The organism is Vibrio sp. TRT 1302, assembly GCF_050113875.1.
In the GTDB taxonomy this organism is placed as follows: domain Bacteria; phylum Pseudomonadota; class Gammaproteobacteria; order Enterobacterales; family Vibrionaceae; genus Vibrio.
This window is the reverse complement of record NZ_JBNJOF010000005.1, coordinates 153962-178446: the sequence shown is the minus strand read 5'-3', so window position 1 is coordinate 178446 and position 24485 is coordinate 153962. Positions and strand designations below refer to the sequence as shown.

Here is a 24485-nt window from a genome sequence, read left to right as displayed (position 1 = left end):
TTCTCAATGAAGCCGATTAAAAATCTTGCTCAGTATTATGTCGATTTGTTAGTCAAACTGGGCATCCTGCGTTTTTCTATTCTTCTTGCTTTGGCCTTGGTGGCACTTGCTGTTGTTGTCCAAGTCGGAATTACTCTTGTTTTAAGTGGGCACGTCGATGACATCGACATCGTACGCTCAGTTTTCTTTGGCTTATTAATTACTCCTTGGGCGGTGTATTTTCTATCGGTGGTTGTCGATCAACTGGAAGAATCGCGCCAACGTCTCTCCAAGCTTGTCTCGAAATTGAAAGATATGCGTTCACGAGATCAGGAACTCAACCACAAGCTTCAACAAAACATTGCCAAGCTCAATCAAGAAATTGAAGAGCGTATTAAAGCCGAAGAAGCGCGTGAAGAAGCGATGAAAGATCTGGAGAATGAGGTCTATCAGCGTGAGAAAACACAGGTAGAACTGGCGGAGAGAACCGCGCTGCTACGTTCGTTTATTGATGCTTCTCCTGACCTTATCTATTACCGCAACGCAGAGGGCGTTTTCTCCGGCTGTAACCGAGCAATGGAAGAGCTGACGGGTAAGAAAGAGAGTCAACTGGTCGGTCTGACACCTTGGGATGTTTACAGCAAAGAAGTCGCTCAACAAATTGTTGATACAGACCAGAAAGTTTTCTCTGATAATCAAGCGCTAACCTATGAGCAGTGGCTTGAGTATCCCGATGGACGTAAAAACTATTTCGAATTGCGTAAAGTCCCTTTCTACAGCAAAGAGGGGCGTCACTTAGGTCTGGTGGGTTTTGGTCGTGATATCACAGAGCGTAAACGCCATGAAGAATCGCTAGAAAAAGCCAGCCGAGATAAAACAACATTTATATCGACAATCAGTCATGAGCTACGCACCCCTCTTAACGGTATCGTTGGTTTGAGTCGAATGCTGCTTGATACTCAACTTACCGAAGAGCAGCGTAATCATATGCAGACCATTAACGTCAGTGCTATTACCTTGGGCAATATCTTCAACGACATTATTGATATGGACAAGTTCGACCGCCGCAAACTCGAGCTTTATCCATCGACACTTAATTTTGAAGAATTTGTCGCAGAAATGGAGAGCATCTCTGCATTGATGGCGTCGCAGAAAGGGCTGCGCTTTGATCTGGAACGTCTGAGCGAACTGCCGAGTGCGATTGAAGTCGATGCGACTCGTCTTCGTCAGGTACTTTGGAACCTCATCAGCAATGCGATGAAGTTTACTAAAGAGGGTGGTGTGGTGATGACGGTCAGCTCCGAGATAGAAGACCAACACGCTCATATTACGATGGAGATAGAGGATAGCGGTATCGGTATCCCAGAGGCTGAGCTCGAAAAAATCTTTGCCATGTACTATCAGGTCAAGTCTGGGAAAGACAACCTCCATGCAGTTGGAACCGGTATCGGTCTTGCCGTGTCAAAGCAGCTAATCAATATGATGAACGGCGATATTACCGTATCGAGTGAAGAAGGATTTGGTAGTACTTTCACCGTCACTATCAGTGTGCCATTGGCAGAAGTTGAAGAGTCTTTATCAGCAGTGGCTGCACCATCGCAAGAACTCAATATCTTTATGGTTGAGGATATTGAGCTCAATATTACGGTTGCCCGCTCGCTGCTAGAGAGTATGGGGCATGAAGTCTCTGTTGCCATGACAGGTATGGAAGCGATGGAGATGTTTGATCCTGAAATTTACGACTTGGTGTTCCTAGACATCCAGCTACCAGACATGACCGGGTTTGATGTTGCAGAATACTTTAGACGCACATACTCGGATCTGCCGCCATTGGTAGCCTTGACGGCCAATGTCCTCAAGAACAAACAAGAGTATCTTGATAAAGGGATGGATGATGCGATCAGTAAACCTCTTTCAGTGACTGCGGTGCAAGAGGTTCTGGCTAAGTTTACTCAAGGAGAGGTAGAGCAAACCAAGTATGAAACCGTCGAGCCCGAAGTTATCGCCGAAGGTGGAGAGATCTATTCTCGTATACTTGACCTAGATATGCTTGAGTCCTACGTCAGTATTGTTGGGCCAGAGCCTGTACTTAGCAGCATAGAGATGTTTGAAGAGATGATGCCAGAGTACTTGCAAGTGTTGGACTCAAACATGGTCGCCAAGCATCAGGAAGGTATAGTTTCAGAAGCTCACAAAATTAAAGGAGCGGCAGGCTCTATTGGATTAAAGCATATTCAGAGCGTGGCGCAGAAAGCGCAATCGCCAGATTTTCCAACTTGGTGGGAAAACATCGACGATTGGGTTGAAGAAATAAAGAATGAGTATGAAAATGATATTCATATCTTGAAAGAATGGTTACAACACCACTCGGAACGACAAAGGTGAATCAAATGAAAAAGTTAGCAGCACTCTCACTCGGTGTGGCGTTAATGGTGGGCTGTACTTCACAACCTGTAGGCTGGGAGCAAGGCAACCAGTTGGAATTCGCCGATACCACTGTAGTACTCAAAAGTAATCTTTGGATCAATAAGATGCCAACCATTGGCGAAGTGCAAGACAGTACTCTGCATGGTGCGCTCTATCTAGAATCTGACAAACCCTTACCAGCGGAGCTAGATGTTGAAAGCGTATCCATTCAGCAAGGTGATCAGAGCTGGATTATCGACGGAGATTTACTCGAACTACGCACCCATAATCAGAACCAGTGGGAAGTGGTGTTTGTGTGGCAAATTCCCCTCGATTTGGATCAACCAGTTGACGTGGCATTACATATCAAACGCGAAGACAAAGTGGATTGGTTAGTTGAGAAAAACGTTAAGATAGATACCGTCTACTAACTCAGACAGATAGAAATAAAAAGGCTTGCTCCAATGGAGCAAGCCTTTTTTATCGAATTATTAGTGCGCTATTTGCTCGCAGTCTTCAAACCCGCATTAACATCTAGGATGTCTTGCTCGCTTAGTGTACCAACGGCTTGACGTAGCTTAAGGACACTTAGAATGTAGTTGTAACGAGCGTTAGACAGGCTCTTATTGGCATCGTATAGACGACGAGTTGAATCTAGAACGTCAACAATGGTACGTGTACCAACATCAAACCCCGCTTCTGTTGCTTCAAGGGCTGATTGTGCTGAAACAACGGTCTGCTCATAAGCACGCAGCGCTCCAATTGATGCGCTGATGTCGTTGTTGAATGCGCGAACATCTTTCACAATACTGCGGTAAGTTTCTTCTAGTTGCTGGCTAGCAGCAACATAGGAGTATTCCGCTTGCTTGGTTTTTGAGCTTATTTTACCACCAGTGTAAAGTGGAACATTCAGATTGACGCCAATGTTAAAGTTATTGGTTGTGCCGTCTGAGTTGATGCTGTCTGAAATATCACTGTAGTTGTATCCACCGTCCAGTGTTAGCGATGGTAGGTGTCCAGAGCTTGCTAGCGAGATGCTGTCTTTGGCTGCATCTTGCGCGATACGTGCAGATAGCAAGCTTAAGTTTTTCTCTTGAGCTTCATTAACTAACGTATCAATAGCAGTTGAAGTACGGCTAGCAGAGAAGCGCTTAGTATCAAGAACATCAAGGTTAGAGTGTTCTTGACCAGTAATTTCACGTAGACCTTCGTAGCTGTTCACTAAATCGTTTTGTGCTATAACTTCATCTGCTAACACTGCGTCGTATTGAGCTTGTGCATCATGAACGTCAGTAATAGCTGAAAGACCTACTTCGAAACGTTGTTTAGTTTGCTCTAACTGACGACCGACCGCTGCTTTTTCTGCTTGAACAAATTCAAGGTTGTCTTGTGCTCGCAATACATCAAAGTACGCGGTTGCAACACGCAGAATCAGAGCTTGCTGTGCTGCAGCGTAAGACGCATCTGCTTGGCGTGCCAACTTCTCTGCAATGTCCAAATTCACCCAGCTAGAACGTTGGTAAAGTTCTTGCGAGAAGTTGATGCCAGCTGTTAGGGCATTCTTATCGTTGTCGCTAGTACTACCTGAGTCCCAATCCGTGTCGCCACGTGTTAGGTTGTAACCTGCGGTTAGACTAATTTCTGGTAATAACTCTCCACGGTTTTCTGCTACTGCTTCGAACTTTGCATCGCGTTCAGCAGCTTTGCGCAAAAGTTGAGGGTCATTCTCTTTTGCTTGATTGTAAATGTCTGCCAGAGTATCAGCGAAAGCATGAGTACTTAGGCTGCCTAGTGCTGCACTGATAACTAGTGGAAGCAGTTTCTTCATAGGTTCAATTCCTGCCAAAAAACGAAAAATATTAGTCATCAAGAGTTTAACTCAATTGATGCCAATTCACTCGAAAACTTTGCAAAGTTTTACACTTAACTATCCAGCCGTGCAATAAATATAATTCATCAATTTAAATTAAACTGCAAAAATTGTATGAAAAGTTGAGCCACGTCCTTGGAAGTTACGCTTAGGTCTGAGTAAACTATAAGATTCACTCAGAGAGGTGCCAAATGCAACAGTCTGACCAGCAACATAAGCAGTTTACTCGCCAAGATGTGGAAATAATCTCAAAAGAAACACTGTTTCAGGGATTTTTTAAAATGATTAAGTACCGCTTCAAACATAAGTTGTTTGAAGGTGGGTGGAGTGAAACTATCGAGCGCGAAATGTTCGAGCGTGGACACGCAGCCGCGATGCTACCTTACGATCCGATTAGAGACGAGGTGGTATTGATTGAACAGATCCGTGTTGGCGCCCTTGAACATGACAGCCCTTGGCAGCTTGAAATCGTCGCAGGCATGATAGACCGCGAAGAAGACGCTGAAAGTGTTGTTCGACGTGAAGCGGTAGAAGAAGCCGGTATTGAAGTAGGTCAGTTAGAGAAAGTCACCTCGTATTACCCTTCATCAGGCGGTTGTTCCGAAAAACTTGATGTGTATGTGGGTCAAGTTGATGCGAGTACAGCGAATGGGATTCATGGTTTAGACTATGAAGGTGAGGATATTCGAGTTCATGTGGTATCCCGCCAGCAAGCCTACCAATGGGTTATTGATGGGAAATTTGAAAATGGTGCCTCCATTATTGCATTGCAATGGTTGGAGCTTAACCAGCAACGTTTGAAGAGACAATGGCGCAACTAGCACTAAAAAAACCGTATCATGTTGATTTATCTGACCTGATGCGCACATATGAGACAAATTACGCGAAATTGAACGCTTTGCTGCCTAATCAGCCGAGTGTCGGTGACGTGCGCTGCTATCAAGCTGCTTATATGACGTATCAGATTCAAGTGGTCGAAGTCACAAAGTACACAACTTTGGTCGACATTTGTCAAAGTGATGACGTTCCAGTATTTCCATTGCCAACAATGTCTGTCAGGCTCTACCACGATGCTCGCGTAGCAGAAGTTTGTAGCTGTGAACATCTTAAACGTGTGAATGCTCGATACGACTACCCGAATGATAAGATGCTGCAACAAGATGAAAAGGTACAACTCAATCGTTTTCTCGGTGATTGGCTGTCATTTTGTTTGAAACAGGGTATCAGTCGCACTCCATTGAATATTTAGGTTTTAGTTTTGAAAGTAACGTCAAGTTCCTTAGATAGCGGCAGTATAAAGCTACTCCAGATTACTGATACTCATTTATTTGAGCCAGCGGACGGTAGCCTGCTCAGTGTTAAAACTCTCGATAGTTTTAGTGCAGTTATTGCCGCTATTGTGCAGGAGAAGCGATCGTTTGATGCGATTCTCTCAACGGGTGATATCTCTCAGGATCACTCTGCTGGCTCCTATCAAAGATTCGAGCAAGGCATTGCACCACTTGAGAAAACATGTTTCTGGTTACCGGGCAATCATGACTTTAAACCGAGCATGGGTTCGGTCTTACCTTCTCCTCAAATTCAACAGGTTGAACATGTCTTGCTCGGTGAAAAGTGGCAAATGATATTGCTTGATTCTCAGGTTGTCGGTGTACCTCATGGTCGCTTGAGCGATCAACAACTGACACTGCTTGATGAAAAGCTCACCGAATATCCAGAGCGTTATACGCTCGTTTTAATGCACCATCATCCCCTGTTGGTTGGTAGCCGTTGGTTAGATCAACATACATTGAAAGATGCTGAAGATTTTTGGCAAGTGGTAGACAAACACAGCAGCGTTAAAGCGGTGTTATGTGGTCATGTGCATCAAGATATGAATGTTGTGTATAAAGGTGCGAGAGTGATGGCTACGCCATCGACTTGTGTTCAGTTTAAACCTAATAGCGATGACTTTGCGTTGGATACGCTTTCCCCTGGCTGGCGTGAACTTGAGTTACATGCCGATGGCAGTGTGTCGACAGAAGTAAAACGCTTACCAGCTGGCAGTTTCCAGCCTGATTTCACTTCAGCTGGCTATTGAGGAAAGGAAATGAAACCGTCTTTACTACTTTATATTCATGGTTTTAACAGTTCACCATTATCACTCAAAGCAAATGTAATGCGAGAGTACTGTGAACAGTATCGTCCTGATATTAAGGTAGTGATACCGCGTTTACCTTGTTTTCCTGAGCAAGCTGCACAGCATCTGTTGGATATTGTAAATCAATATAAAGATGACTATCAGATTGGCTTGGTAGGAAGCTCGCTTGGTGGTTATCTTTCGATGTGGCTCAATGCGCAATTTGCCTTTAAAGCGGTCGTGGTCAACCCAGCGGTCAAGCCTTATGAGCTGCTTGCGGATTTTCTTGGTGAGCAAGAAAACCCGTACACCCAAGAGCGTTATGTTTTAGAGCATCACCATATTGATCAACTTAAGCAACTCGACACTCCGGTTATTAAAACGCCGTCGGACTTTTGGTTGCTCCAGCAAACCGAGGATGAAGTTCTCGATTATCGTCAAGCAGTGCAACATTTTTGTGGTGCTAAGCAGACCGTCGAGCAAGGTGGTGATCACAGCTTCGTCAACTTCGAGCGTTATCCGGCTAAGATCATCGAATTCTTGTCGCTTTAATCTGTCTTGTTAGTTTTTGATGAACCTAACGTCTTTCGCCCTCAATGACATATTCATTGAGGGAAGAGTCATAATTTTACTTGTTACTTACTTATCTCTCTTGACATAATTGGGTCTGTTCCAGACTATGTCTCACCAGTACTTGTGTGGATTTGAAGTGTTTGGATTTTCGTCGTTAACCTTGCGGATACCCGACAAGGTTGCCATTTAAGCCGACGCATTTAAATCGCCTGCCAAGTAAACCTTTTATTACCTAAAACGAAATTCCGTATTATGACTGAACAATATAATGCTGGGGCCATTGAGGTTCTTAATGGTTTGGAGCCAGTACGTCGCCGACCAGGGATGTATACGGATACAGCGCGCCCAAACCACTTGGGCCAAGAAGTCATCGACAACAGTGTCGATGAAGCGCTAGCCGGACACGCTTCAAAGGTTCAAGTAATTTTACATGCCGACCAATCACTTGAAGTGATCGATGATGGTCGTGGCATGCCTGTAGATATCCACCCTGAAGAGAAAGTTTCAGGGGTTGAACTGATACTATGTAAGCTGCACGCTGGTGGTAAGTTTTCGAATAAAAACTACCAATTTTCAGGTGGCTTACACGGTGTTGGTATCTCGGTAGTAAACGCGCTGTCTAAGCGTGTTGAAGTGACCGTTCGTCGTGATGGGCAAGTGTATGAAATTGCATTTGAACATGGCGAGAAAGTATCTGACCTAACCGTGACTGGCACTTGTGGGCGTCGCAACAAAGGTACCAGTGTTCACTTCTGGCCGGATACGAAGTATTTCGATTCAGCAAATTTTTCTGTTACACGTCTAGTCAATAACCTACGAGCAAAAGCGGTTCTTTGTCCTGGCTTAGAAATTACCTTTAGCGATAAGGTAAATGGCAAAGATTACAGTTGGTTATACGAAGATGGCCTTAAAGACTACCTAGCTGAAGGTGTCAAAGGGTACACGGTTCTACCAGAAGAACCTTATACCGGTGAGTTTTCTGCTGAAACCGAGGCTGCTAACTGGGCCGTGATCTGGCAACCAGAAGGTGGTGAACTGATCACCGAAAGTTACGTTAACTTGATTCCTACGGCACAAGGCGGTACTCACGTTAACGGTCTACGCCAAGGCTTGCTAGATGCAATGCGTGAATTTTGTGAGTTCCGTAATCTGCTGCCGCGTGGCGTGAAACTGACGGGGGATGACGTTTTCGATCGTTGTTCTTACGTATTGTCGGTGAAAATGCAAGATCCGCAGTTTGCTGGTCAAACTAAAGAAAGACTCTCTTCACGTCAGACAGCGGCATTCGTTTCTGGTGTCGTTAAAGACTCATTTAGCCTGTGGTTGAATGAAAAGCCTCAGTTAGCTGAGCAACTGGCAGAAGTCTGTATCGCCAACGCACATCGTCGTATGCGCGCGAGTAAAAAGGTTGTACGTAAGAAAGTCGCTTCAGGCCCTGCTTTGCCAGGTAAGTTGACGGACTGTTCCGTTCAGGACTTAAACCGCACTGAAATCTTCTTTGTCGAAGGTGACTCGGCAGGTGGTTCTGCTAAACAGGCGCGTGATCGTGAGTTTCAAGCGGTAATGCCGCTACGAGGTAAGATCCTGAATACTTGGGAAGTCTCGCCTGATCAGGTTTTAGCGTCTCAGGAAGTTCATGACATCTCTGTGGCATTAGGTATCGATCCTGATACCGAGAACTTAGACGGTCTTCGCTACGGTAAAGTTTGTATCCTTGCCGATGCGGACTCGGATGGTCTTCATATCGCAACTTTGCTATGTGCATTGTTTACACGCCATTTCCGTTCGCTAGTTGAAGCGGGGCACATCTATGTCGCGATGCCTCCACTCTATCGTATCGACTGTGGTAAAGAGGTTTTCTATGCGCTTGATGATGATGAGAAAGAAGGCATTTTAGAGCGTTTGTCGAAGAAGAAAGCCAAGATCAACGTGCAGCGATTCAAAGGTCTGGGTGAAATGAACCCACTTCAGCTACGTGAAACGACCATGGATCCCAACACTCGTCGTTTGGTTCAGTTAACGATTGACGATAGCGAAGCAACGATGGAAATGATGGATATGCTGCTAGGTAAGAAGCGAGCGGATGACCGTCGCTCTTGGTTGCAAAGCAACGGCGATATGGCAGAGGTTTAACGAATGTCGACAGAAATTACATATGATGGCGTTGAACAGTTGCCAATGCGCAAGTTCACTGAAGACGCTTATCTAAATTACTCAATGTACGTAATCATGGATCGTGCTTTGCCATACATTGGTGATGGTTTAAAGCCGGTTCAGAGACGCATTATTTACGCAATGTCAGAGTTGGGTCTCTCAGCCTCTGCTAAGTACAAAAAGTCAGCCCGTACCGTTGGTGACGTGTTAGGTAAATATCACCCACATGGTGATTCAGCATGTTATGAAGCTATGGTTCTTATGGCTCAGCCATTCTCTTACCGCTACCCATTAGTGGATGGTCAAGGTAACTGGGGTGCGCCAGATGATCCTAAATCGTTCGCTGCGATGCGTTATACCGAAGCTAAACTATCTAAGTTTGCTGAGGTACTGTTAGGAGAACTAGGGCAGGGTACGGTTGAATGGCAGCCTAACTTTGACGGCACAATGAAAGAGCCGCAAATGTTACCAGCGCGTTTGCCTCACATTCTACTCAATGGCGTGACAGGTATTGCTGTTGGTATGGCAACGGATATTCCACCTCACAACGTACGTGAAGTGGCGGATGCAACGATCCATTTGATCGACAATCCAAAGTCAGAACTTGCCGATATCATGAACTTTGTTAAAGGTCCTGATTATCCGACTGAAGCAGAGATCATTTCTCCAAAGGCAGATCTAGATAAGATTTATCGCACTGGACGAGGCAGCATTAAGATGCGTGCGGTCTGGCACAAAGAGGGCAATGAGATTGTCATTACCTCTCTTCCTCACCAAGTGTCAGGTGCCAAGCTTCTAGAGCAAATCGCTGGCCAGATGCGTGCGAAAAAACTGCCGATGGTCGATGATCTTCGTGATGAGTCTGATCATGAAAACCCGACACGAATTGTTGTTGTACCGCGTTCCAACCGAGTGGATTGCGATCAGTTGATGAATCACTTGTTTGCATCGACGGATCTAGAAAAGAACTTCCGTGTTAACCTCAACATGATTGGTCTTGATAACCGTCCTCAGGTGAAAGGATTAGTTCAGATTCTGTCTGAGTGGATCGAATTCCGCCGTACAACCGTTCGTCGCCGTCTACAATATCGATTAGATAAAGTTCTTGCTCGACTACACATCTTAGAAGGTTTGTTGATTGCCTATCTAAACCTTGATGAAGTGATTGAGATTATCCGTACTGAAGATGATCCAAAAGCCGTGCTGATGGCACGTTTTGGCATCACGGATATTCAAGCCGATGCGATTCTAGACACCAAACTTCGTCACCTAGCCAAGCTAGAAGAAATGAAGATCCGTGGTGAACAAGAAGAGTTAGAAAAAGAGCGTGATAAGCTAGAGTTACTGCTAGGTTCTGAGCGTCGTCTTAACACTCTACTTAAGAAAGAGATTCAAGCTGACGCTGAAAAATACGGCGATGACCGTCGTTCACCGATGGTTGAACGCGCTGAAGCGAAAGCATTGACTGAAAGAGATCTTGTACCTAGTGAACCAATCACGGTTGTTCTTTCTGAGAAAGGCTGGATTCGTCACGCGAAAGGTCACGATGTTGATGCTGGCACACTGAACTACAAGTCTGGTGACAATTACCTTGCCCATGCGCGCGGTAAGAGTAACCAGCAAGCGGTATTCTTAGGCAGTGATGGACGTAGTTACTCACTAGAGTCACACTCGCTACCATCTGCACGAACTCAGGGTGAGCCGATTACAGGGCGTCTGAATGTCAATGCTGGGACGAGTATTCGCCATGTTGTCATGGGCGAAGAAGATCAACTATGGTTAGTTGGCTCGGATGCCGGATATGGCTTTGTGTGTAAAGGCAGCGACCTATTGTCGAAGAACCGCAGTGGTAAAGCATTAGTGAGCTTGCCTCAAAACTCAGAGGTACTGCTACCAAAAGCGATTGGAGATTTGGATAGTGATGAGATCTTAGCGATCACGAACCAAGGGCGTATGCTGCTGTTCCCGATCAAAGACCTTCCTCAGCTTGGCAAAGGTAAAGGTAACAAGATCATCAACATACCGGCGGCAAAAGCCAAAGATCGTGAAGAGTTTGTTTCTCACTTGATTTCTCTACCACAGCAGAGCACCGTGACGCTTTATGCAGGTAAACGCAAGCTCGGTCTTCGACCATCGGATCTAGAAAACTTCCGTGGCGAAAGAGGACGACGTGGTGGTTTACTACCTCGTGGTCTACAAAGAGTGACGCGGATTGAAATTGAAACCGCTGGCTCTGGCGACATAGAGCCTGACGTTCAAGAGTGATAAAAAAACCCATGCATGGCATGGGTTTTTTCTTATCCAAGTAGAATGACCATCACGGTTATTCGCGGGTATCTTCTTTTATCGTAACTTTAAGTGTCTTCTCTTGTCCTTTATGCAGGATTAGAACATCAACGACAGTGCCAGGACGAAGTTCAGTGACTATGTCCATGACGCTCTGGCGGCCATTAATTTTTTGTCCGTCAATCTTAAGAATGATGTCTTGCTCTTCAAAACCAGCTTCCGCTGCAGGGCCGTTAGGATCAACCCCAAGAACCACAATTCCACCGAGATGTTCGCTACCTAACAGGCGAGAGGTCACTGAGTTAATATCTTGCCCGTCAATGCCGATATAGCCGCGAATAACGCGACCGTCAGCAATAATTTTCTGCATTATTTTATTGGCGAGTGCAAAAGGAATCGCAAAAGAGATACCGTAGGTTTCCAACTCCGTTGCCTGCTGGAATGAAGCAGTATTGATACCGACCAATTCACCTTGAGTATTGACCAAAGCCCCTCCAGAGTTACCCTCGTTGATCGCGGCATCTGTTTGAATAAAGGCTTGATGTCCGTCTGCACTAATTGAAGAACGACCTGTCGCTGAAATAATACCGAATGTGGTGGTTTGGCCGAGGTTATATGGATTTCCAATAGCCAACACAACATCACCAACTTTTGGCGAGTAGTCTGGATTCAAAGGAATGACTGGCAGGTTTTCGCCTTCGACACGCAGTACGGCAATGTCAGTACGTCTGTCTTTACCAACCAGCTGCGCCGCGGCTATTCGACCGTCTTGTAAAGCGACAATGATTTGGTCGGCTTGAGCAACAACATGATAGTTAGTAATGATGTAGCCTTTTTCACTAACAATGACTCCCGATCCAAGCCCTTGTGTGAGTAATTTCGAACGGTCTTCTTCGGTGTACTTACGGCTATAGATATTGACCACGGCAGGAGCCGCTTTACGGACGGCTTGATTGAATGAAATCTGTACCTGAGTGCTATCAATATTGCTGGTTTGTACCGTTGCAGGAACAAGGTTGGAACGCAAGGATGGAACCGCGATCAATAGCAGGACGGCGGTAGCGAGTCCCAAACCTACAGAACGCAATACGAATTGCAGCATGCTTTCCTCATCAATAGTCATAAAGTGTTTTAGTCGGTGAAGAATAGCATTAGATGAGAAAATAACAAAAGGACAGCAGGTTGAGCTGCTGTCCTTTCAAAGCGATATCGCGTTTTGAGTGAAATGTTATTTAACGAATAACAAGGTAAATGCTTCGTTCACCACGCTGAATGTTGAGTGCAAGAACACCTGTCTGTTTCTCAACTATTTTTCTAAACTCCGCTAAGTTTTTCACTCTTTGACGGTTTACACCGATGATAATGTCATCCTTTTGCAGCTGATAAGCTTCCGCATTGGAACCTTTTTCGACGGTTGACACCTTGACACCCTGTACTTTATCACTGGCCGTTGTGTTGGTGAGCTCTGCCCCTGCCAAACCTTCGTGAAGTTTGTCGGCTGTGGTTTTAACATTGGTTTGCGCACCAAGGGTGACATCAAAAGACTTCTGCTTACCATCTCTGACGACACCCAGCGTTACCTTTTTACCAGCACCCAGTGTGGCGACTTTAGCTCGAAGTTCGCTAAATGAGTTAATTGCTTTATCATTAACCGAGACGATCACATCGCCAGCCTCAATGCCGGCTTTATCGGCTGCACTGTCTGGCACCACTTGGCTGACAAACGCACCTTTACTTGATTCATAGCCCAAGGCTTCTGCAAGTTCAGAGGTAATCTCACCACCTTGAACACCAAGCATACCGCGCTTCACTTCACCAAATTCTAAGATTTGGTCAGTGAGGTTATTCATCATATTGGAAGGAATCGCGAAACCTATTCCGACGTTGCCACCATTTGGTCCTAGAATCGCGGTGTTAATACCAATCAACTCACCCTTTAGGTTGACCAAAGCACCACCAGAGTTACCACTGTTGATCGCCGCATCGGTTTGGATAAAGTTTTCGAAGTTCTCGATGTTTAGACCACTGCGACCCAGTGCAGAGACAATGCCAGATGTCACGGTTTGACCAAGACCAAATGGATTACCAATCGCAACAGTGAAATCGCCAACTCGCAACTTGTCTGAATCTGCAACCTTGATTTCGGTAAGATTTTTCGCTTTTTCGAGCTTTAACAGGGCAACATCAGACATCTGGTCGCCACCGACCAATTCTGCGTCATATTCTCTGCCATCGTGAAGTTTGACGCGAATTTTTTCCGCACCATTAATCACGTGGTAGTTAGTCACTACATGGCCTTGCTTGGCATCGATAATCACGCCAGAACCTAAACCACGGAATGGCCTTTCTTGCAGTTGTTCAGTTGGAAAATCAGGACCGAAGAAAAAGCGAAACTGTTCAGGGATTTGTTGGCGAGACACTTGAGTGCCTTCAACTGAGATACTGACTACGGCGGGAGTGACTTTCTCAAGCATCGGAGCGAGGCTTGGCAGTTGTTCACCATCAACCGTAAACGGTAAAGCAGCAGTCGCCTGCATTGGCGTGATGATTGAACTTAGGCTTAGGGAGAGAACGGTTAAGGCAAGCAAAGGTTTTTTCATCGGATACTCCTATATAGTTAAGCCCCCAAAATTCAAACGTTTATACGCACAAGAAGAATTAAAGGGGCACTTATCGGAATTTAAGACTCAAAAAACGATGTAAAGTTCATCACAAAAGAACGATTGGGTTATGACGCTTTAGCAGAGACCACATCTTGTGAGTCTAGAATTTCTTTTTTCTGATCTTTTAGTAATCCAGTTGAACCTGCTGCGTAGTCTTTTGGAGCTTCGCTAAGAGGTTGAACCGTAGAATCAGAATCGAAAACGTGAGAATCGCCCTCTGATTGTTGACTAATCTTCTTGATAAACGGATTGTCTTGTTCAGGAAGATTAGGCAGTAACTCCGCAGAGGTTTTAGCCATGTGTTGATAAAGCTTAGTGTACTCTTTACCTAGTGAGTCGAGCATTTCAGCAGACTGTGCAAAATGATCAGCAAGATCTTGTTTTTGCTGCTCTAATTCAAATTTGGCCTTATCCAAATCTTTCTGAACGTTCTTCTGCTTCTTATATCCGGGCGTCGTAAGACGTGAAATGACAGCGCCTAAAAGCATCCCAACAAGCAAGCCTACAAGGGCGTAAATCCAAGGCATAATTGCTCCTTATCATTGTTATTTAACATGTTTTTTACTGGTTAGTTACACATGTTCAAATCACATGGTACTATGAGTGCTTAAGCCAATAAAGAAAAATGCATGTGCTCTACATAGCAGTTTAACAGTCTTCTTCATTAGGTATCGAAGCGATGACGCCACTAGAAATCTATAACAAAGATATAAAAGAACACGGTTTTCAGAAAGATGCTGCTCAGTTACAAGCGGTAACCGCCTTAGATAAGCTCTATCATGAATTCATTGAATACCTAGAAACCCCGATAGAAAAACCATCAGGGTGGAAAACTTGGTTCAGTAATAAACAGCCTAAGCTTCCAGAATCGCCTAAAGGTCTTTACTTCTGGGGTGGGGTTGGGCGTGGTAAAACCTATCTAGTTGATACCTTTTTCGATGCACTTCCAACCAACAAAAAAATGCGAGTTCACTTTCACCGCTTTATGTACCGCGTACATGATGAGTTGAACGCACTTGGGGATGTTAATGATCCACTCGAGTTGGTTGCTGATAAATTCAAGGCAGAAACCGAGATCATCTGTTTTGATGAGTTTTTTGTTTCAGATATTACCGATGCCATGATTTTGGGGACTCTGTTTCAAGCACTGTTTAAGCGTGGTGTCATTTTGGTTGCGACATCAAACATTCCGCCAGAAGACCTTTACCGAAACGGATTACAGAGAGCTCGATTTCTCCCTGCGATTGCACTGATTCAGGCAAATTGCATAGTACTTAATGTAGATAGTGGTATTGATTATCGCTTGAGAACACTTGAACAAGCAGAAATCTATCACTCCCCCCTCGATGAGCAAGCCAATAAGAACCTTTGTCACTACTATGAGCAACTGGTTGGCGAAGGTAAGAAAGGGGTGAGTGTCATAGACATTAATCACCGTCAGATTGAGGTGGTGCAAGCGTCAGAAGGTGTGCTTCATGCCACCTTTGCTCAGTTATGTAAATCTGCGCGTAGCCAGAATGACTATATAGAGCTATCGCGTATTTACCATACCGTGCTATTGGCTGATGTTCAGCAGATGAACGCAAGCATCGATGATGCAGCTCGCCGCTTTATCGCCTTAGTTGATGAGTTCTACGAGCGTAACGTTAAGCTTATTATCTCGGCTGAAGTGGAATTGGAGGCGCTTTATGCCGGTGGTTTACTTGAGTTTGAGTTCAAACGTTGTCAGTCGAGATTGATTGAAATGCAAAGCCATGATTATTTGGCGAAAGAGCATTTAGCTTAGCGGGCTTGTGGTTAAAGGGTTGAGCTTGAAAAAAAATGAAATTTTTATCCAAAAAAAGGTGATTTTTTCAACTGACTTCTCTATAATCCTGCGACCCACCGTTACTGCAGACCTTGATTATCGAAGGTATTTCGACATAACGGGTCGAGAGTGCCAACCACTCGAAGGGGTGTTGACTGGACTCTTAGTCAGTGGGAGCAAGCTTGCTCCTTAAGTGTAAATTTAAATATTGAACGGGTTATTATTAGCATGAAAACTTTCGTTGCTAAACCAGAAACTGTAAAACGCGACTGGTACGTTGTAGACGCTGAAGGTAAAACTCTTGGCCGTCTAGCAAGTGAAATTGCATCTCGCCTACGTGGCAAACACAAAGCTGAATACACTCCACACGTTGACACTGGTGATTACATCATCGTTGTAAACGCGGAGAAAGTTACTGTAACTGGTAACAAGGCTAAAGGTAAGATTTACTACCGTCACTCTGAATTCCCTGGCGGCCTAAAATCAATCAGCTTCGAGAAGCTAATTGATCGTAAGCCAGAGATGGCTCTTGAGCTAGCGGTTAAAGGTATGCTACCACGTGGTCCTCTTGGCCGTGCTATGTACCGTAAGCTTAAAGTTTACGCTGGCGCTGAGCACAACCATGTTGCTCAACAACCACAAGTACTAGACATCTAATCGGGGATTTCGAAAATGGCAGAGAATCAATACTACGGCACTGGCCGTCGCAAAAGCTCAGCTGCGCGTGTTTTCATCAAACCAGGCAGCGGCAACATCGTAATCAACAAGCGTAGTCTTGATGAGTACTTCGGTCGTCCAACTTCTCGCATGGTTGTTAAACAACCTCTTGAGCTAGTTGAACTAACTGAGAAACTAGACCTATACGTTACTGTTAAAGGTGGCGGTATTTCTGGTCAAGCTGGTGCTATCCGTCACGGTATCACTCGCGCTCTAATGGAATACGATGAGTCTCTACGTCCTACTCTACGTGCAGCTGGTTACGTTACTCGTGACGCTCGTTGCGTTGAACGTAAGAAAGTTGGTCTACGTAAAGCACGTCGTCGTCCACAGTTCTCTAAGCGTTAATCTTTTTTCGAAAAGATTCGCTTCCAATGCTTGCATTGGATGTGGCACCAAAAAGCCTGGCATTATGTCAGGCTTTTTTGTTTTTCCGCCCCAAAAAAATCCTTTGTCACCCGTACTTACTGTTTGATTTGTCGTACTTACGCCGCTTTTGTGACGTCACTGGCGATTCGCCTCACAAATGTTACAAAAAGGTAGCTTTATCTTGTCAAAAAGTAGGGTTTTATTTATCATTTCCCATCAAATAAATACAACTAAATTCGTATTTTGTTAGCCATGCTCTTTAAGCGGAATAACAATAATCCACAAGGAGCAAATGGGAGAATGTTTGGATGAGCAATGCGCCTTTAAATAACGGTCGCAGACGTTTCTTAACTGCTACAACAGCTGTTGTTGGTGGTTTGGGAGCAGCTGCTGTCGCCGTTCCTTTTATTAAATCTTGGAACCCAAGTGAAAAAGCCAAAGCTGCGGGTGCCCCTGTTGAAGTTGATATCGGTAAACTTGAAGAAGGGCAGATGGTACGTGTCGAGTGGCGTGGTAAACCTGTATGGGTTGTACGTCGTGCACAAACCGTAGTCGATGGACTGAAAGCAATTGATGGTCAACTACGTGACCCTGCGTCTGGAGAAGAACAGCAACCAACTTATGCTCAAAACGCTTACCGCTCAATTAAGCCTGAGTATTTTGTCGCTGTTGGTATCTGTACGCACCTTGGTTGTTCTCCAACCTATTTACCTGACAGTTTTGCTGAACAAGTTCAGGGTGTTAAGTCTGGTTTCTTCTGTCCATGTCACGGCTCTAAGTTCGACATGGCTGGTCGTGTATTCCAAGGTGTACCAGCACCACTTAACCTAGTTGTTCCAAAACACATGTACCTAAGTGATACCAGAATCCTTATCGGTGTTGACGAAGAAGGGGAGGCATAATGCAAGCTCTACTTGATTGGGTAGAAAAACGCATACCCGCAATGAATGCGTACAAGAAGCACCTTTCTGAGTACCCGATGCCAAAGAACTTTAACTTTTGGTATCTATTTGGCTCGCTAGCGATGCTTGTATTGGTTAACCAAATCCTAACGGGTATTTGGCTAACAATGAACTACGTACCGTCTGGTGATGGCGCGTTTGCGTCAATCGAATACATCATGCGTGATGTTGAGTACGGTTGGTTGCTACGTTACATGCACTCAACGGGTGCTTCGGCATTCTTCGTTGTTGTTTACCTGCACATGTTCCGTGGCTTAATCTACGGTTCTTACCAGAAGCCTCGTGAGCTACTATGGATCTTCGGTATGCTAATCTTCCTCGTGTTGATGGCAGAAGCATTCATGGGCTACCTACTACCATGGGGTCAGATGTCTTACTGGGGTGCACAGGTAATCATTTCTCTGTTTGGTGCAATTCCTGTTATCGGTGATGACCTAACACTTTGGATTCGTGGTGACTACGTTATCTCTGGTGCGACGCTTAACCGTTTCTTCGCTCTACACGTTATCGCACTACCAATCGTACTGTTGCTGTTGATCGTTCTACACGTTCTAGCTCTGCACGAAGTGGGTTCAAACAACCCTGATGGTATTGAAACTAAACTGCCAAAAGGCACGATGGGCGACGATTACCAGACTCAGTTTAAATTCCACGATTACTACACTAAGAAGTACGACATCATTGATTCTATTCCTTTCCACCCATACGGTACGGTTAAGGATATGGTCGGTGTAGCAGGATTCTTGTTCCTATTCTGTTACGTGTTGTTCTTCAACCCAGAGATGGGCGGCTACTTCCTTGAGCCACCTAACTTTGAAGCGGCTAACCCACTGAAAACACCTGAGCACATTGCTCCTGTTTGGTACTTTACTCCGTTCTACGCGATTCTGCGTGCGGTTCCAGACAAGCTACTTGGTGTTATCGCAATGGGTGCATCGATTGTGGTTCTATTCGTACTACCATGGCTAGACCGTTGTCGTGTGCGTTCTTACCGCTACCGTAGTAAGTTCCATTTATTTAATATCATCCAGTTTACGATCAGCTTCATTGCGTTGGGTGTGCTTGGTGCGTTGCCAGCAACACCAACATACACGCTGCTAGCTCAGATCTTCAGCTTAGCTTACTTCATGTTCTTCGTACTGCTGTACTTCTACAGTAAGAACGAAGCGACTAAGCCACTACCAGAAAGGGTGACATTCAAATGAAAAAATGGATTGTAATTTTATTTGCAATGCTGCCGTCACTGGCTATGGCAGCGGGTGCGAAGGTACCACTAGAAAAAGCAAACAACGATCTGAGTGACCAAGCTTCATTACAAAACGGTGCAAAGCTGTTTATGAACTACTGTTTTGGCTGTCACTCAGCGCAATACCAACGTTACGAGCGAGTTGGTCGTGACATCGGTATTCCTCTAGATTTGCTAAAAGACAATTTAATCTTCGACTCAGAAGCAAAAGTGGGTGACTTGATGGAGAACGCAATTCCAGAGAAGTCAGCGGCGAAATGGTTCGGTGCTCCACCGCCAGATCTAACACTTGTTGCTCGTGTTCGTGGTACAGATTGGCTATACACTTACCTACGTTCTTTCTACGAGGATCCAAGCCGTCCGTTTGGCGTGAACAACATTGTTTTCCCAAGCGTTGGTATGCCTCACGTTCTTGAAGAGCTACAAGGTATTCCTAAGCCAGTTTACGAAACGCATGTCGTTGATGGTAAAGAAGTGACAAAAGTTGTTGGCGTAGAAGCTGATGGCAGCGGTGAACTTAACCGTGAAGAGTACGACAATGCAGTTCGCGATTTGGTGAACTTCCTTGAGTACTCAGGTGACCCAGTGAAGCTTGAGCGTCACGCTCTTGGCTGGTGGGTTATGGGCTTCTTAATCATCTTTACAATCGTTGTTGTATTGCTGAAGAAAGAGTATTGGCGTGATGTGCACTAATTGTGCTACGATACCGTGCTAATTCCCAAATTTTTAACTTAACAATGGAGGCTTAGCCTCCATTGTTTTTATTTTGTAAGTGTGCTGGAGGGCTCCATGGCTGTAGCTGCCAATAAACGTTCTGTGATGACTCTATTTTCAAGTGCATCTGATATGTATAGCCATCAGGTTCGTATTGTTCTAGCAGAGAAAGGTGTAAGTGTAGAAGTAGAGCTTGTTGATGAAGCAAATCTACCTGCTGAACTTATCGAACTTAATCCATATAAGACAGTACCAACACTTGTTGACCGTGAACTAGCGCTTTACGACTCAAAGATCATCATGGAATACTTAGATGAGCGTTTCCCTCATCCGCCATTGATGCCTGTATACCCAGTAGCTCGTGGTAACAGCCGTCTAATGATCTTCCGTATCGAGAAAAACTGGTACACGCTTGCTGAAAAGATTGTAAAAGGCACTGCTGATGAAGCAGAAGCTGCTCGCAACAAGCTGCGCAACGACCTGCTAACTCTAGGCCCTGTTTTCGCTGAGTATGAGTACTTCATGAGCGAAGAATTCAGCCTAATCGACTGCTACCTAGCACCATTACTATGGCGTCTACCTCAACTTGGTATTGATCTAGTTGGTCCAGGTTCTAAAGAGCTTAAAGTTTACATGAATCGTGTATTTGAACGTGATTCATTCCTAGCTTCTCTAACGGAAGCTGAACGTGAAATGCGTCTAGCTCGTTAATTGGCGAGACGATGGATATTGTTAATATGACACCACGCCGACCATATATGCTTCGTGCGTTTTATGATTGGCTGGTGGATAACGATTTAACGCCACATGTTGTGGTGGCAGCAGAACTGCCAGGTGTCCGAGTACCGATGGAGTTTGTTCAAGATGGACAAATCATCCTAAATATCGCTCCTAGAGCGGTGGGTAACTTGGAGCTAGGAAACGAAGCGATCACCTTTAATGCTCGTTTTAGTGGTCGTCCCCATTCTGTTATTGTTCCTTTGTATGCTGTTCAAGCTATCTATGCCCGTGAAAATGGTGCAGGTACCATGTTTGAACCCGAAGAAGCTTACATGGGCGAATATGAAGAAGAAGGGATCTATGAGGAACAAGATGAAGAGAACGCTTTGTCTGTTGCTGACGAGAGTGTGGAACGAGAGTCCCTCAACTCTGATGATGAGCCTCCAAGACCGACCAAAGGGCGTCCAAGCCTAAGAGTAGTCAAATAAAAAAAGCAGCGCTGATGCGCTGCTTTTTTTCATCTCAATTTGTTGTGCTCAGCTCTGCTGGTGAAAGGCACGTACAACCTGTTTTACACCAGAGATGTTGCGCGCTAACTCGGTTGCAATGTCAGCATGTTGCTGAGAAACATAACCGAGTAAGAAGACTTCTTTGTCTTCGGTGATCACCTTGATTTTTACACCGTTAAGTTCCGAGTTTGCCAGCAAAGCGGATTTCACTTTAGTCGTTATCCAACTATCGTGGCTAATCTCGCCCACAGACAAGGGTGCTTTCACACGCAGCTGATTGTGAATGTTTTTCACGCCTTTGATTTTACGTGCTTGTGATTCAAACTCTTGCTTGAGTTGATCGCTGTTTGCCTGTCCCATCAAAACCACGGTGCCGTTGTATGAACTGGCAGTAATACGGGCGTTGCCTCTGAATGGGGGCTTGTTACCAATACCCGCGACTTCAAACTCAATATTATTATCGTTCCAGATCTCTTGTGTTGTTCGAGGGTCAATAACGATTGCTGCGGTCGTTGCTGCGCCAGCAACAAATAGACCAGCGCAACCGGTGAGATTGAGGAGCAATAGAGATAAGAGTAGAGGTTTAAACCAATTCATCATTTAGTCTTCGTGTGCAGGAAACAATACTTGGTCGATAAGATCGCATAAGCAGTGTAGCGTCACCATATGAACTTCGTGAATTCTTGCGGTTCTGTGAGATGGGATCCGAATCTCCACATCGTTCTCACCCAATAATCCTGCCATTTCACCGCCATCCTTGCCTGTTAAGGCGATGATAGTCATGTCTCTTGTCACCGCAGCTTCCATCGCCTTGATGATATTTTTGCTATTCCCGCTGGTCGAAATAGCCAGCAGAATGTCACCTGTCTGACCAAATGCGCGAACTTGCTTAGAGAAAATCTCTTCGTAGTGGTAGTCGTTTGCGACTGCGGTAAGCGTCGTGTTATCGGCGGTTAAGGCCATTGCAGGCAGGCTAGGGCGCTCAGTTTCAAAACGGTTTAAAAGGCAAGAAACAAACTGTTGTGCGTTCGAGGATGAGCCACCGTTGCCACAACACAGGATTTTGTTGCCATTAAGAAGACTAGCAACCATAGCTTGTGCGGCATGTGTAATAGCATCAGGCAATGCTTCTGCTGCGGCAATTTGAATTTGAATACTTTCAGTAAAACTGTCTTTAATGCTGTCTAGCATCGATTATCCTTGAGTTATTACGTTTTTGAGCCATTCGATTTGGTGGCCATGGTTATGAATCGCCACCAAGTCAAAGCGAAAATCTGTCGAGTAAACGGATAAGCCGTTCTTCATTAGCCATACATTTGCGGTTTTTATTAGCTTGCGCATCTTGCTAGGCGTGACGGTTTCCGCAGCATGTCCGAACGACTGGCTTTTACGATAGCGTACCTCAACGAAGACGATAGTTGTACCATCGCGCATAATGAGGTCTATCTCGCCAGCTTTGGCTAGGAAGTTTCGCTCAATTAATGAGAGGCCGCAACCAGTAAGATACTTTTGTGCTGCGGCTTCGTAGTGTTGTCCGTGCTCTCTTTTATTGGTTGGCACTATGCTCCGCCCAACTGATCTCACGTTGTACGACGCAGTTATCGTCGATACTTAGTAAGCCAGTATTTCCCTCGATAGAGTAGCCTTGAACGACTTTCATTTGAGGTAGATGTTCCATCAAGCGGTAAGCATCCATACCAAGGGCCTGCAGACGCTTCTCTGCGTTAGAATCTTTCGGCCATAATTTATCCATCTGCGCTTTCAGGCTAGCATCTGGTTGAATCAATAGTGGAATATCACTGTACATCACACCAGTTAGATCTTCGTACTGCTGACGGCCACTATTGCTGCGTGAGTTAGAGTAGAGTTTCGGTGGGATCGTATCTGGGTTAATCGCTACTTCGATAAATGGTTTGATTAACGTTAGCTCAGCACTGCTTGCAACGATGTAGACTGCATCGACATCGCGGCGACTGCGTGGTTGGCTTTCCAGCGGGATACTAAGTAACGATTCCATCTGAGCAATGTGTTGCTGGCTATCTTGCAAACCGAATACTTTATTGATGTCACGTTGCAGTTGGCGTTTATCCCCAAAGAGGTTTACCGCCACCTTGTTGTCACTGTATTTGCTCCACTCTTCCTTAAACGCATCCACGACACGTGAGCCTAAGCGTCCATTAGGAGCAAGGATGAGCGGGTATTGGTAGCCTTGTTTGGCTAAGTGTTTTGCAGCTTGAGCAACCTCTTGTTCAGGCGAAAGGGCGAGATAGCAAGTGTTGTTTCCCGCTTCAACATTATCAGGGATGTTAAGCGCAAGCATCGGTAAACTTGAAGTAAAGTTTGCTTGAGCTTGTTGTAGTTTCTCAATGTTCTCTTTAAGTAACGGGCCTACAACTGAATCGATTTGCTTTTCAACTAAGGTAGACTCTAATTCAGCTACGCTTGTTGCATTGGTATCAATCACCGTGAGCGTTGCGTTAGGATCTCGTTCCTTGTCATTCATCATCTCAAGGATGAAGCCGTCGCGAATTAACTTAGCTTGTTGAGCAAACTTGCCACTTAGTGGTAGCAGTAGCGCTGTGTTGACGGGTTTAACGAGTTCAAGAGACAAAATTTCATTAATTGCCTGCGGAGTGTATAGCGATGCAGGGTGAGTTGGATTCGCCGCTAACCATTGTTCTAAGCTGCTTTTCAGCAGTGGTAGGTTGCTCGCATAGTTTTTGGTAAAGCCAGTCACTTCAAGCCAACCAGCGATAACTGGGTCAGTCTCTTGTTGCTTGAAGGTGTCAAGTTGAGTTCCTGTGTATTGGCCTAAATTATTCCAGATACTTTGTGCAACAAAAGCTTGCTCACTTTCAGGTAAGTAGCCGCTGCTCAACGATAGTTCACGAGTGGCATTGTAAAAATCACCTTGTTTAGTGAATAGGGATGCGCGAAGTTGGTGGTAGCTTAGCCACTGTTCATCGGCAAGTTGCCACGATGGTCTGAAATTAAGTTGTGAGAGCGCTTCTTGGTGCTGATTTTGAGCAACAAGCAGTTCTGCACGAGCGAGTTGCCACTCGGCTTGCTGCATATCGGTTAAAGATTGACGAGCTAAGCGTTTCATCAATAGCTCCGCTTGAGTTGCGTCTCCAGCATCGACAGAGGCTTTCAGTGCCATGATTAGCCAATCGTTTTGTAGGCTTCCTTGGCTGCTATCAGCACGCATCAGATAGGTCTGGATTGGCTGATTTGGGTCGAGGGTAATATCGACACTCGTTGGCGCCTTTGGAGCAGAAGAACACGCTGCCAATGTGACAGCAAGTGCTACAGGAGTCAGTAAGCGTGTTACACTGAGACGCTTGTGGTTTTTCATGGCCATGAGCTCTTTGTTAATTCCGTATAAAATTGT

24 protein-coding genes are annotated in these 24485 nt (G+C 45.1%); 16 read left to right on the top strand and 8 right to left on the bottom strand.

Translation table 11 applies throughout. From position 1 onward, the window contains the following. The first annotated feature begins 6 nt into the window (after positions 1 to 6). Complete coding sequence (arcB, locus tag ACQEXP_RS09695) at positions 7 to 2364, top strand: aerobic respiration two-component sensor histidine kinase ArcB (protein ID WP_269376573.1); 2358 nt, start codon at positions 7 to 9, stop codon at positions 2362 to 2364. Positions 2365 to 2369: 5 nt separating this feature from the next. After that, positions 2370 to 2816: a hypothetical protein gene (locus ACQEXP_RS09690; protein ID WP_269376574.1), complete on the top strand. Its 447-nt coding sequence runs from the start codon at positions 2370 to 2372 to the stop codon at positions 2814 to 2816. 68 nt (positions 2817 to 2884) lie between these two features. Here ACQEXP_RS09690 and tolC read toward each other — a convergent pair whose 3' ends face one another. Beyond that, complete coding sequence (gene tolC, locus ACQEXP_RS09685; protein WP_426969621.1) at positions 2885 to 4213, bottom strand: outer membrane channel protein TolC; 1329 nt, start codon at positions 4211 to 4213, stop codon at positions 2885 to 2887. 233 nt (positions 4214 to 4446) lie between these two features. Between tolC and nudF the strand changes: the two genes are divergently transcribed. The 6 genes from nudF (at position 4447) to parC (ending at position 11366) form a co-directional block, all read left to right on the top strand. Next, complete coding sequence (nudF, locus tag ACQEXP_RS09680; protein WP_269376576.1) at positions 4447 to 5076, top strand: ADP-ribose diphosphatase; 630 nt, start codon at positions 4447 to 4449, stop codon at positions 5074 to 5076. Next, positions 5064 to 5504: a DUF1249 family protein gene (locus ACQEXP_RS09675; protein ID WP_239960737.1), complete on the top strand. Its 441-nt coding sequence runs from the start codon at positions 5064 to 5066 to the stop codon at positions 5502 to 5504. The genes nudF and ACQEXP_RS09675 overlap by 13 nt, the downstream gene beginning before the upstream one ends. A 9-nt stretch (positions 5505 to 5513) precedes the next feature. Then, positions 5514 to 6335, top strand: a complete 822-nt coding sequence (gene cpdA / locus ACQEXP_RS09670) for a 3',5'-cyclic-AMP phosphodiesterase (protein ID WP_269376577.1) — start codon at positions 5514 to 5516, stop codon at positions 6333 to 6335. 9 nt (positions 6336 to 6344) lie between these two features. Next, positions 6345 to 6926 carry an esterase YqiA gene (gene yqiA, locus ACQEXP_RS09665; protein ID WP_269376578.1) on the top strand — a complete coding sequence of 194 codons (582 nt, stop codon included), beginning with the start codon at positions 6345 to 6347 and terminating at the stop codon, positions 6924 to 6926. A gap of 273 nt (positions 6927 to 7199) precedes the next feature. Then, entirely contained in the window at positions 7200 to 9080 is a 1881-nt protein-coding gene (parE, locus tag ACQEXP_RS09660; RefSeq protein WP_138972538.1) for a DNA topoisomerase IV subunit B, read from the top strand. 3 nt (positions 9081 to 9083) lie between these two features. After that, positions 9084 to 11366 (top strand): DNA topoisomerase IV subunit A, encoded by a 2283-nt coding sequence (gene parC / locus ACQEXP_RS09655; protein ID WP_269376579.1) that lies wholly within the window; start codon positions 9084 to 9086, stop codon positions 11364 to 11366. Between the two features lie 58 nt (positions 11367 to 11424). On the opposite strand, the gene degS is transcribed toward parC, so the two are convergent. The 3 genes from degS to zapG form a co-directional block, all read right to left on the bottom strand. Next, on the bottom strand, positions 11425 to 12489 hold the full coding sequence (gene degS / locus ACQEXP_RS09650) for an outer membrane-stress sensor serine endopeptidase DegS (protein ID WP_269376580.1): 1065 nt from the start codon (positions 12487 to 12489) through the stop codon (positions 11425 to 11427). A 130-nt stretch (positions 12490 to 12619) separates the two neighbouring features. Further along, positions 12620 to 13987 carry a DegQ family serine endoprotease gene (locus ACQEXP_RS09645; protein WP_426969619.1) on the bottom strand — a complete coding sequence of 456 codons (1368 nt, stop codon included), beginning with the start codon at positions 13985 to 13987 and terminating at the stop codon, positions 12620 to 12622. Between the two features lie 128 nt (positions 13988 to 14115). After that, positions 14116 to 14577 (bottom strand): Z-ring associated protein ZapG, encoded by a 462-nt coding sequence (gene zapG / locus ACQEXP_RS09640; RefSeq protein ID WP_269376583.1) that lies wholly within the window; start codon positions 14575 to 14577, stop codon positions 14116 to 14118. A gap of 152 nt (positions 14578 to 14729) precedes the next feature. Here zapG and zapE point away from each other — a divergent pair, with 152 nt between their 5' ends. From zapE to sspB, 8 genes are all read left to right on the top strand, one after another. Beyond that, the gene (zapE, locus tag ACQEXP_RS09635) at positions 14730 to 15836 is read left to right on the top strand and encodes a cell division protein ZapE (RefSeq protein WP_426969618.1); all 1107 of its coding nucleotides are present in this window, start codon (positions 14730 to 14732) and stop codon (positions 15834 to 15836) included. A gap of 249 nt (positions 15837 to 16085) precedes the next feature. After that, on the top strand, positions 16086 to 16514 hold the full coding sequence (gene rplM, locus ACQEXP_RS09630) for a 50S ribosomal protein L13 (protein ID WP_138972532.1): 429 nt from the start codon (positions 16086 to 16088) through the stop codon (positions 16512 to 16514). Positions 16515 to 16529: 15 nt separating this feature from the next. Then, the gene (gene rpsI / locus ACQEXP_RS09625) at positions 16530 to 16922 is read left to right on the top strand and encodes a 30S ribosomal protein S9 (RefSeq protein ID WP_005436094.1); all 393 of its coding nucleotides are present in this window, start codon (positions 16530 to 16532) and stop codon (positions 16920 to 16922) included. 329 nt (positions 16923 to 17251) lie between these two features. Continuing rightward, entirely contained in the window at positions 17252 to 17845 is a 594-nt protein-coding gene (petA, locus tag ACQEXP_RS09620) for a ubiquinol-cytochrome c reductase iron-sulfur subunit (RefSeq protein ID WP_138972531.1), read from the top strand. After that, positions 17845 to 19110, top strand: a complete 1266-nt coding sequence (locus ACQEXP_RS09615; protein ID WP_269376585.1) for a cytochrome b — start codon at positions 17845 to 17847, stop codon at positions 19108 to 19110. Before petA ends, ACQEXP_RS09615 begins: the two co-directional genes overlap by 1 nt. Beyond that, entirely contained in the window at positions 19107 to 19844 is a 738-nt protein-coding gene (locus ACQEXP_RS09610) for a cytochrome c1 (RefSeq protein ID WP_269376587.1), read from the top strand. The genes ACQEXP_RS09615 and ACQEXP_RS09610 overlap by 4 nt, the downstream gene beginning before the upstream one ends. A gap of 96 nt (positions 19845 to 19940) precedes the next feature. After that, positions 19941 to 20576 (top strand): stringent starvation protein SspA, encoded by a 636-nt coding sequence (gene sspA / locus ACQEXP_RS09605; RefSeq protein ID WP_269376588.1) that lies wholly within the window; start codon positions 19941 to 19943, stop codon positions 20574 to 20576. An 11-nt stretch (positions 20577 to 20587) separates the two neighbouring features. Beyond that, on the top strand, positions 20588 to 21073 hold the full coding sequence (gene sspB / locus ACQEXP_RS09600; protein WP_426969615.1) for a ClpXP protease specificity-enhancing factor: 486 nt from the start codon (positions 20588 to 20590) through the stop codon (positions 21071 to 21073). 48 nt (positions 21074 to 21121) lie between these two features. Here sspB and ACQEXP_RS09595 read toward each other — a convergent pair whose 3' ends face one another. From ACQEXP_RS09595 to ACQEXP_RS09580, 4 genes are read right to left on the bottom strand one after another with little or no spacing between them, the layout of a single operon-like run. Beyond that, complete coding sequence (locus ACQEXP_RS09595; RefSeq protein ID WP_426969694.1) at positions 21122 to 21691, bottom strand: BON domain-containing protein; 570 nt, start codon at positions 21689 to 21691, stop codon at positions 21122 to 21124. 3 nt (positions 21692 to 21694) lie between these two features. After that, on the bottom strand, positions 21695 to 22285 hold the full coding sequence (locus ACQEXP_RS09590) for a phosphoheptose isomerase (RefSeq protein WP_138972527.1): 591 nt from the start codon (positions 22283 to 22285) through the stop codon (positions 21695 to 21697). Positions 22286 to 22288: 3 nt separating this feature from the next. Beyond that, positions 22289 to 22654 carry a YraN family protein gene (locus ACQEXP_RS09585; protein WP_419723647.1) on the bottom strand — a complete coding sequence of 122 codons (366 nt, stop codon included), beginning with the start codon at positions 22652 to 22654 and terminating at the stop codon, positions 22289 to 22291. Continuing rightward, positions 22641 to 24455: a penicillin-binding protein activator gene (locus ACQEXP_RS09580; protein WP_426969613.1), complete on the bottom strand. Its 1815-nt coding sequence runs from the start codon at positions 24453 to 24455 to the stop codon at positions 22641 to 22643. Before ACQEXP_RS09580 ends, ACQEXP_RS09585 begins: the two co-directional genes overlap by 14 nt. Positions 24456 to 24485 lie beyond the last annotated feature (30 nt).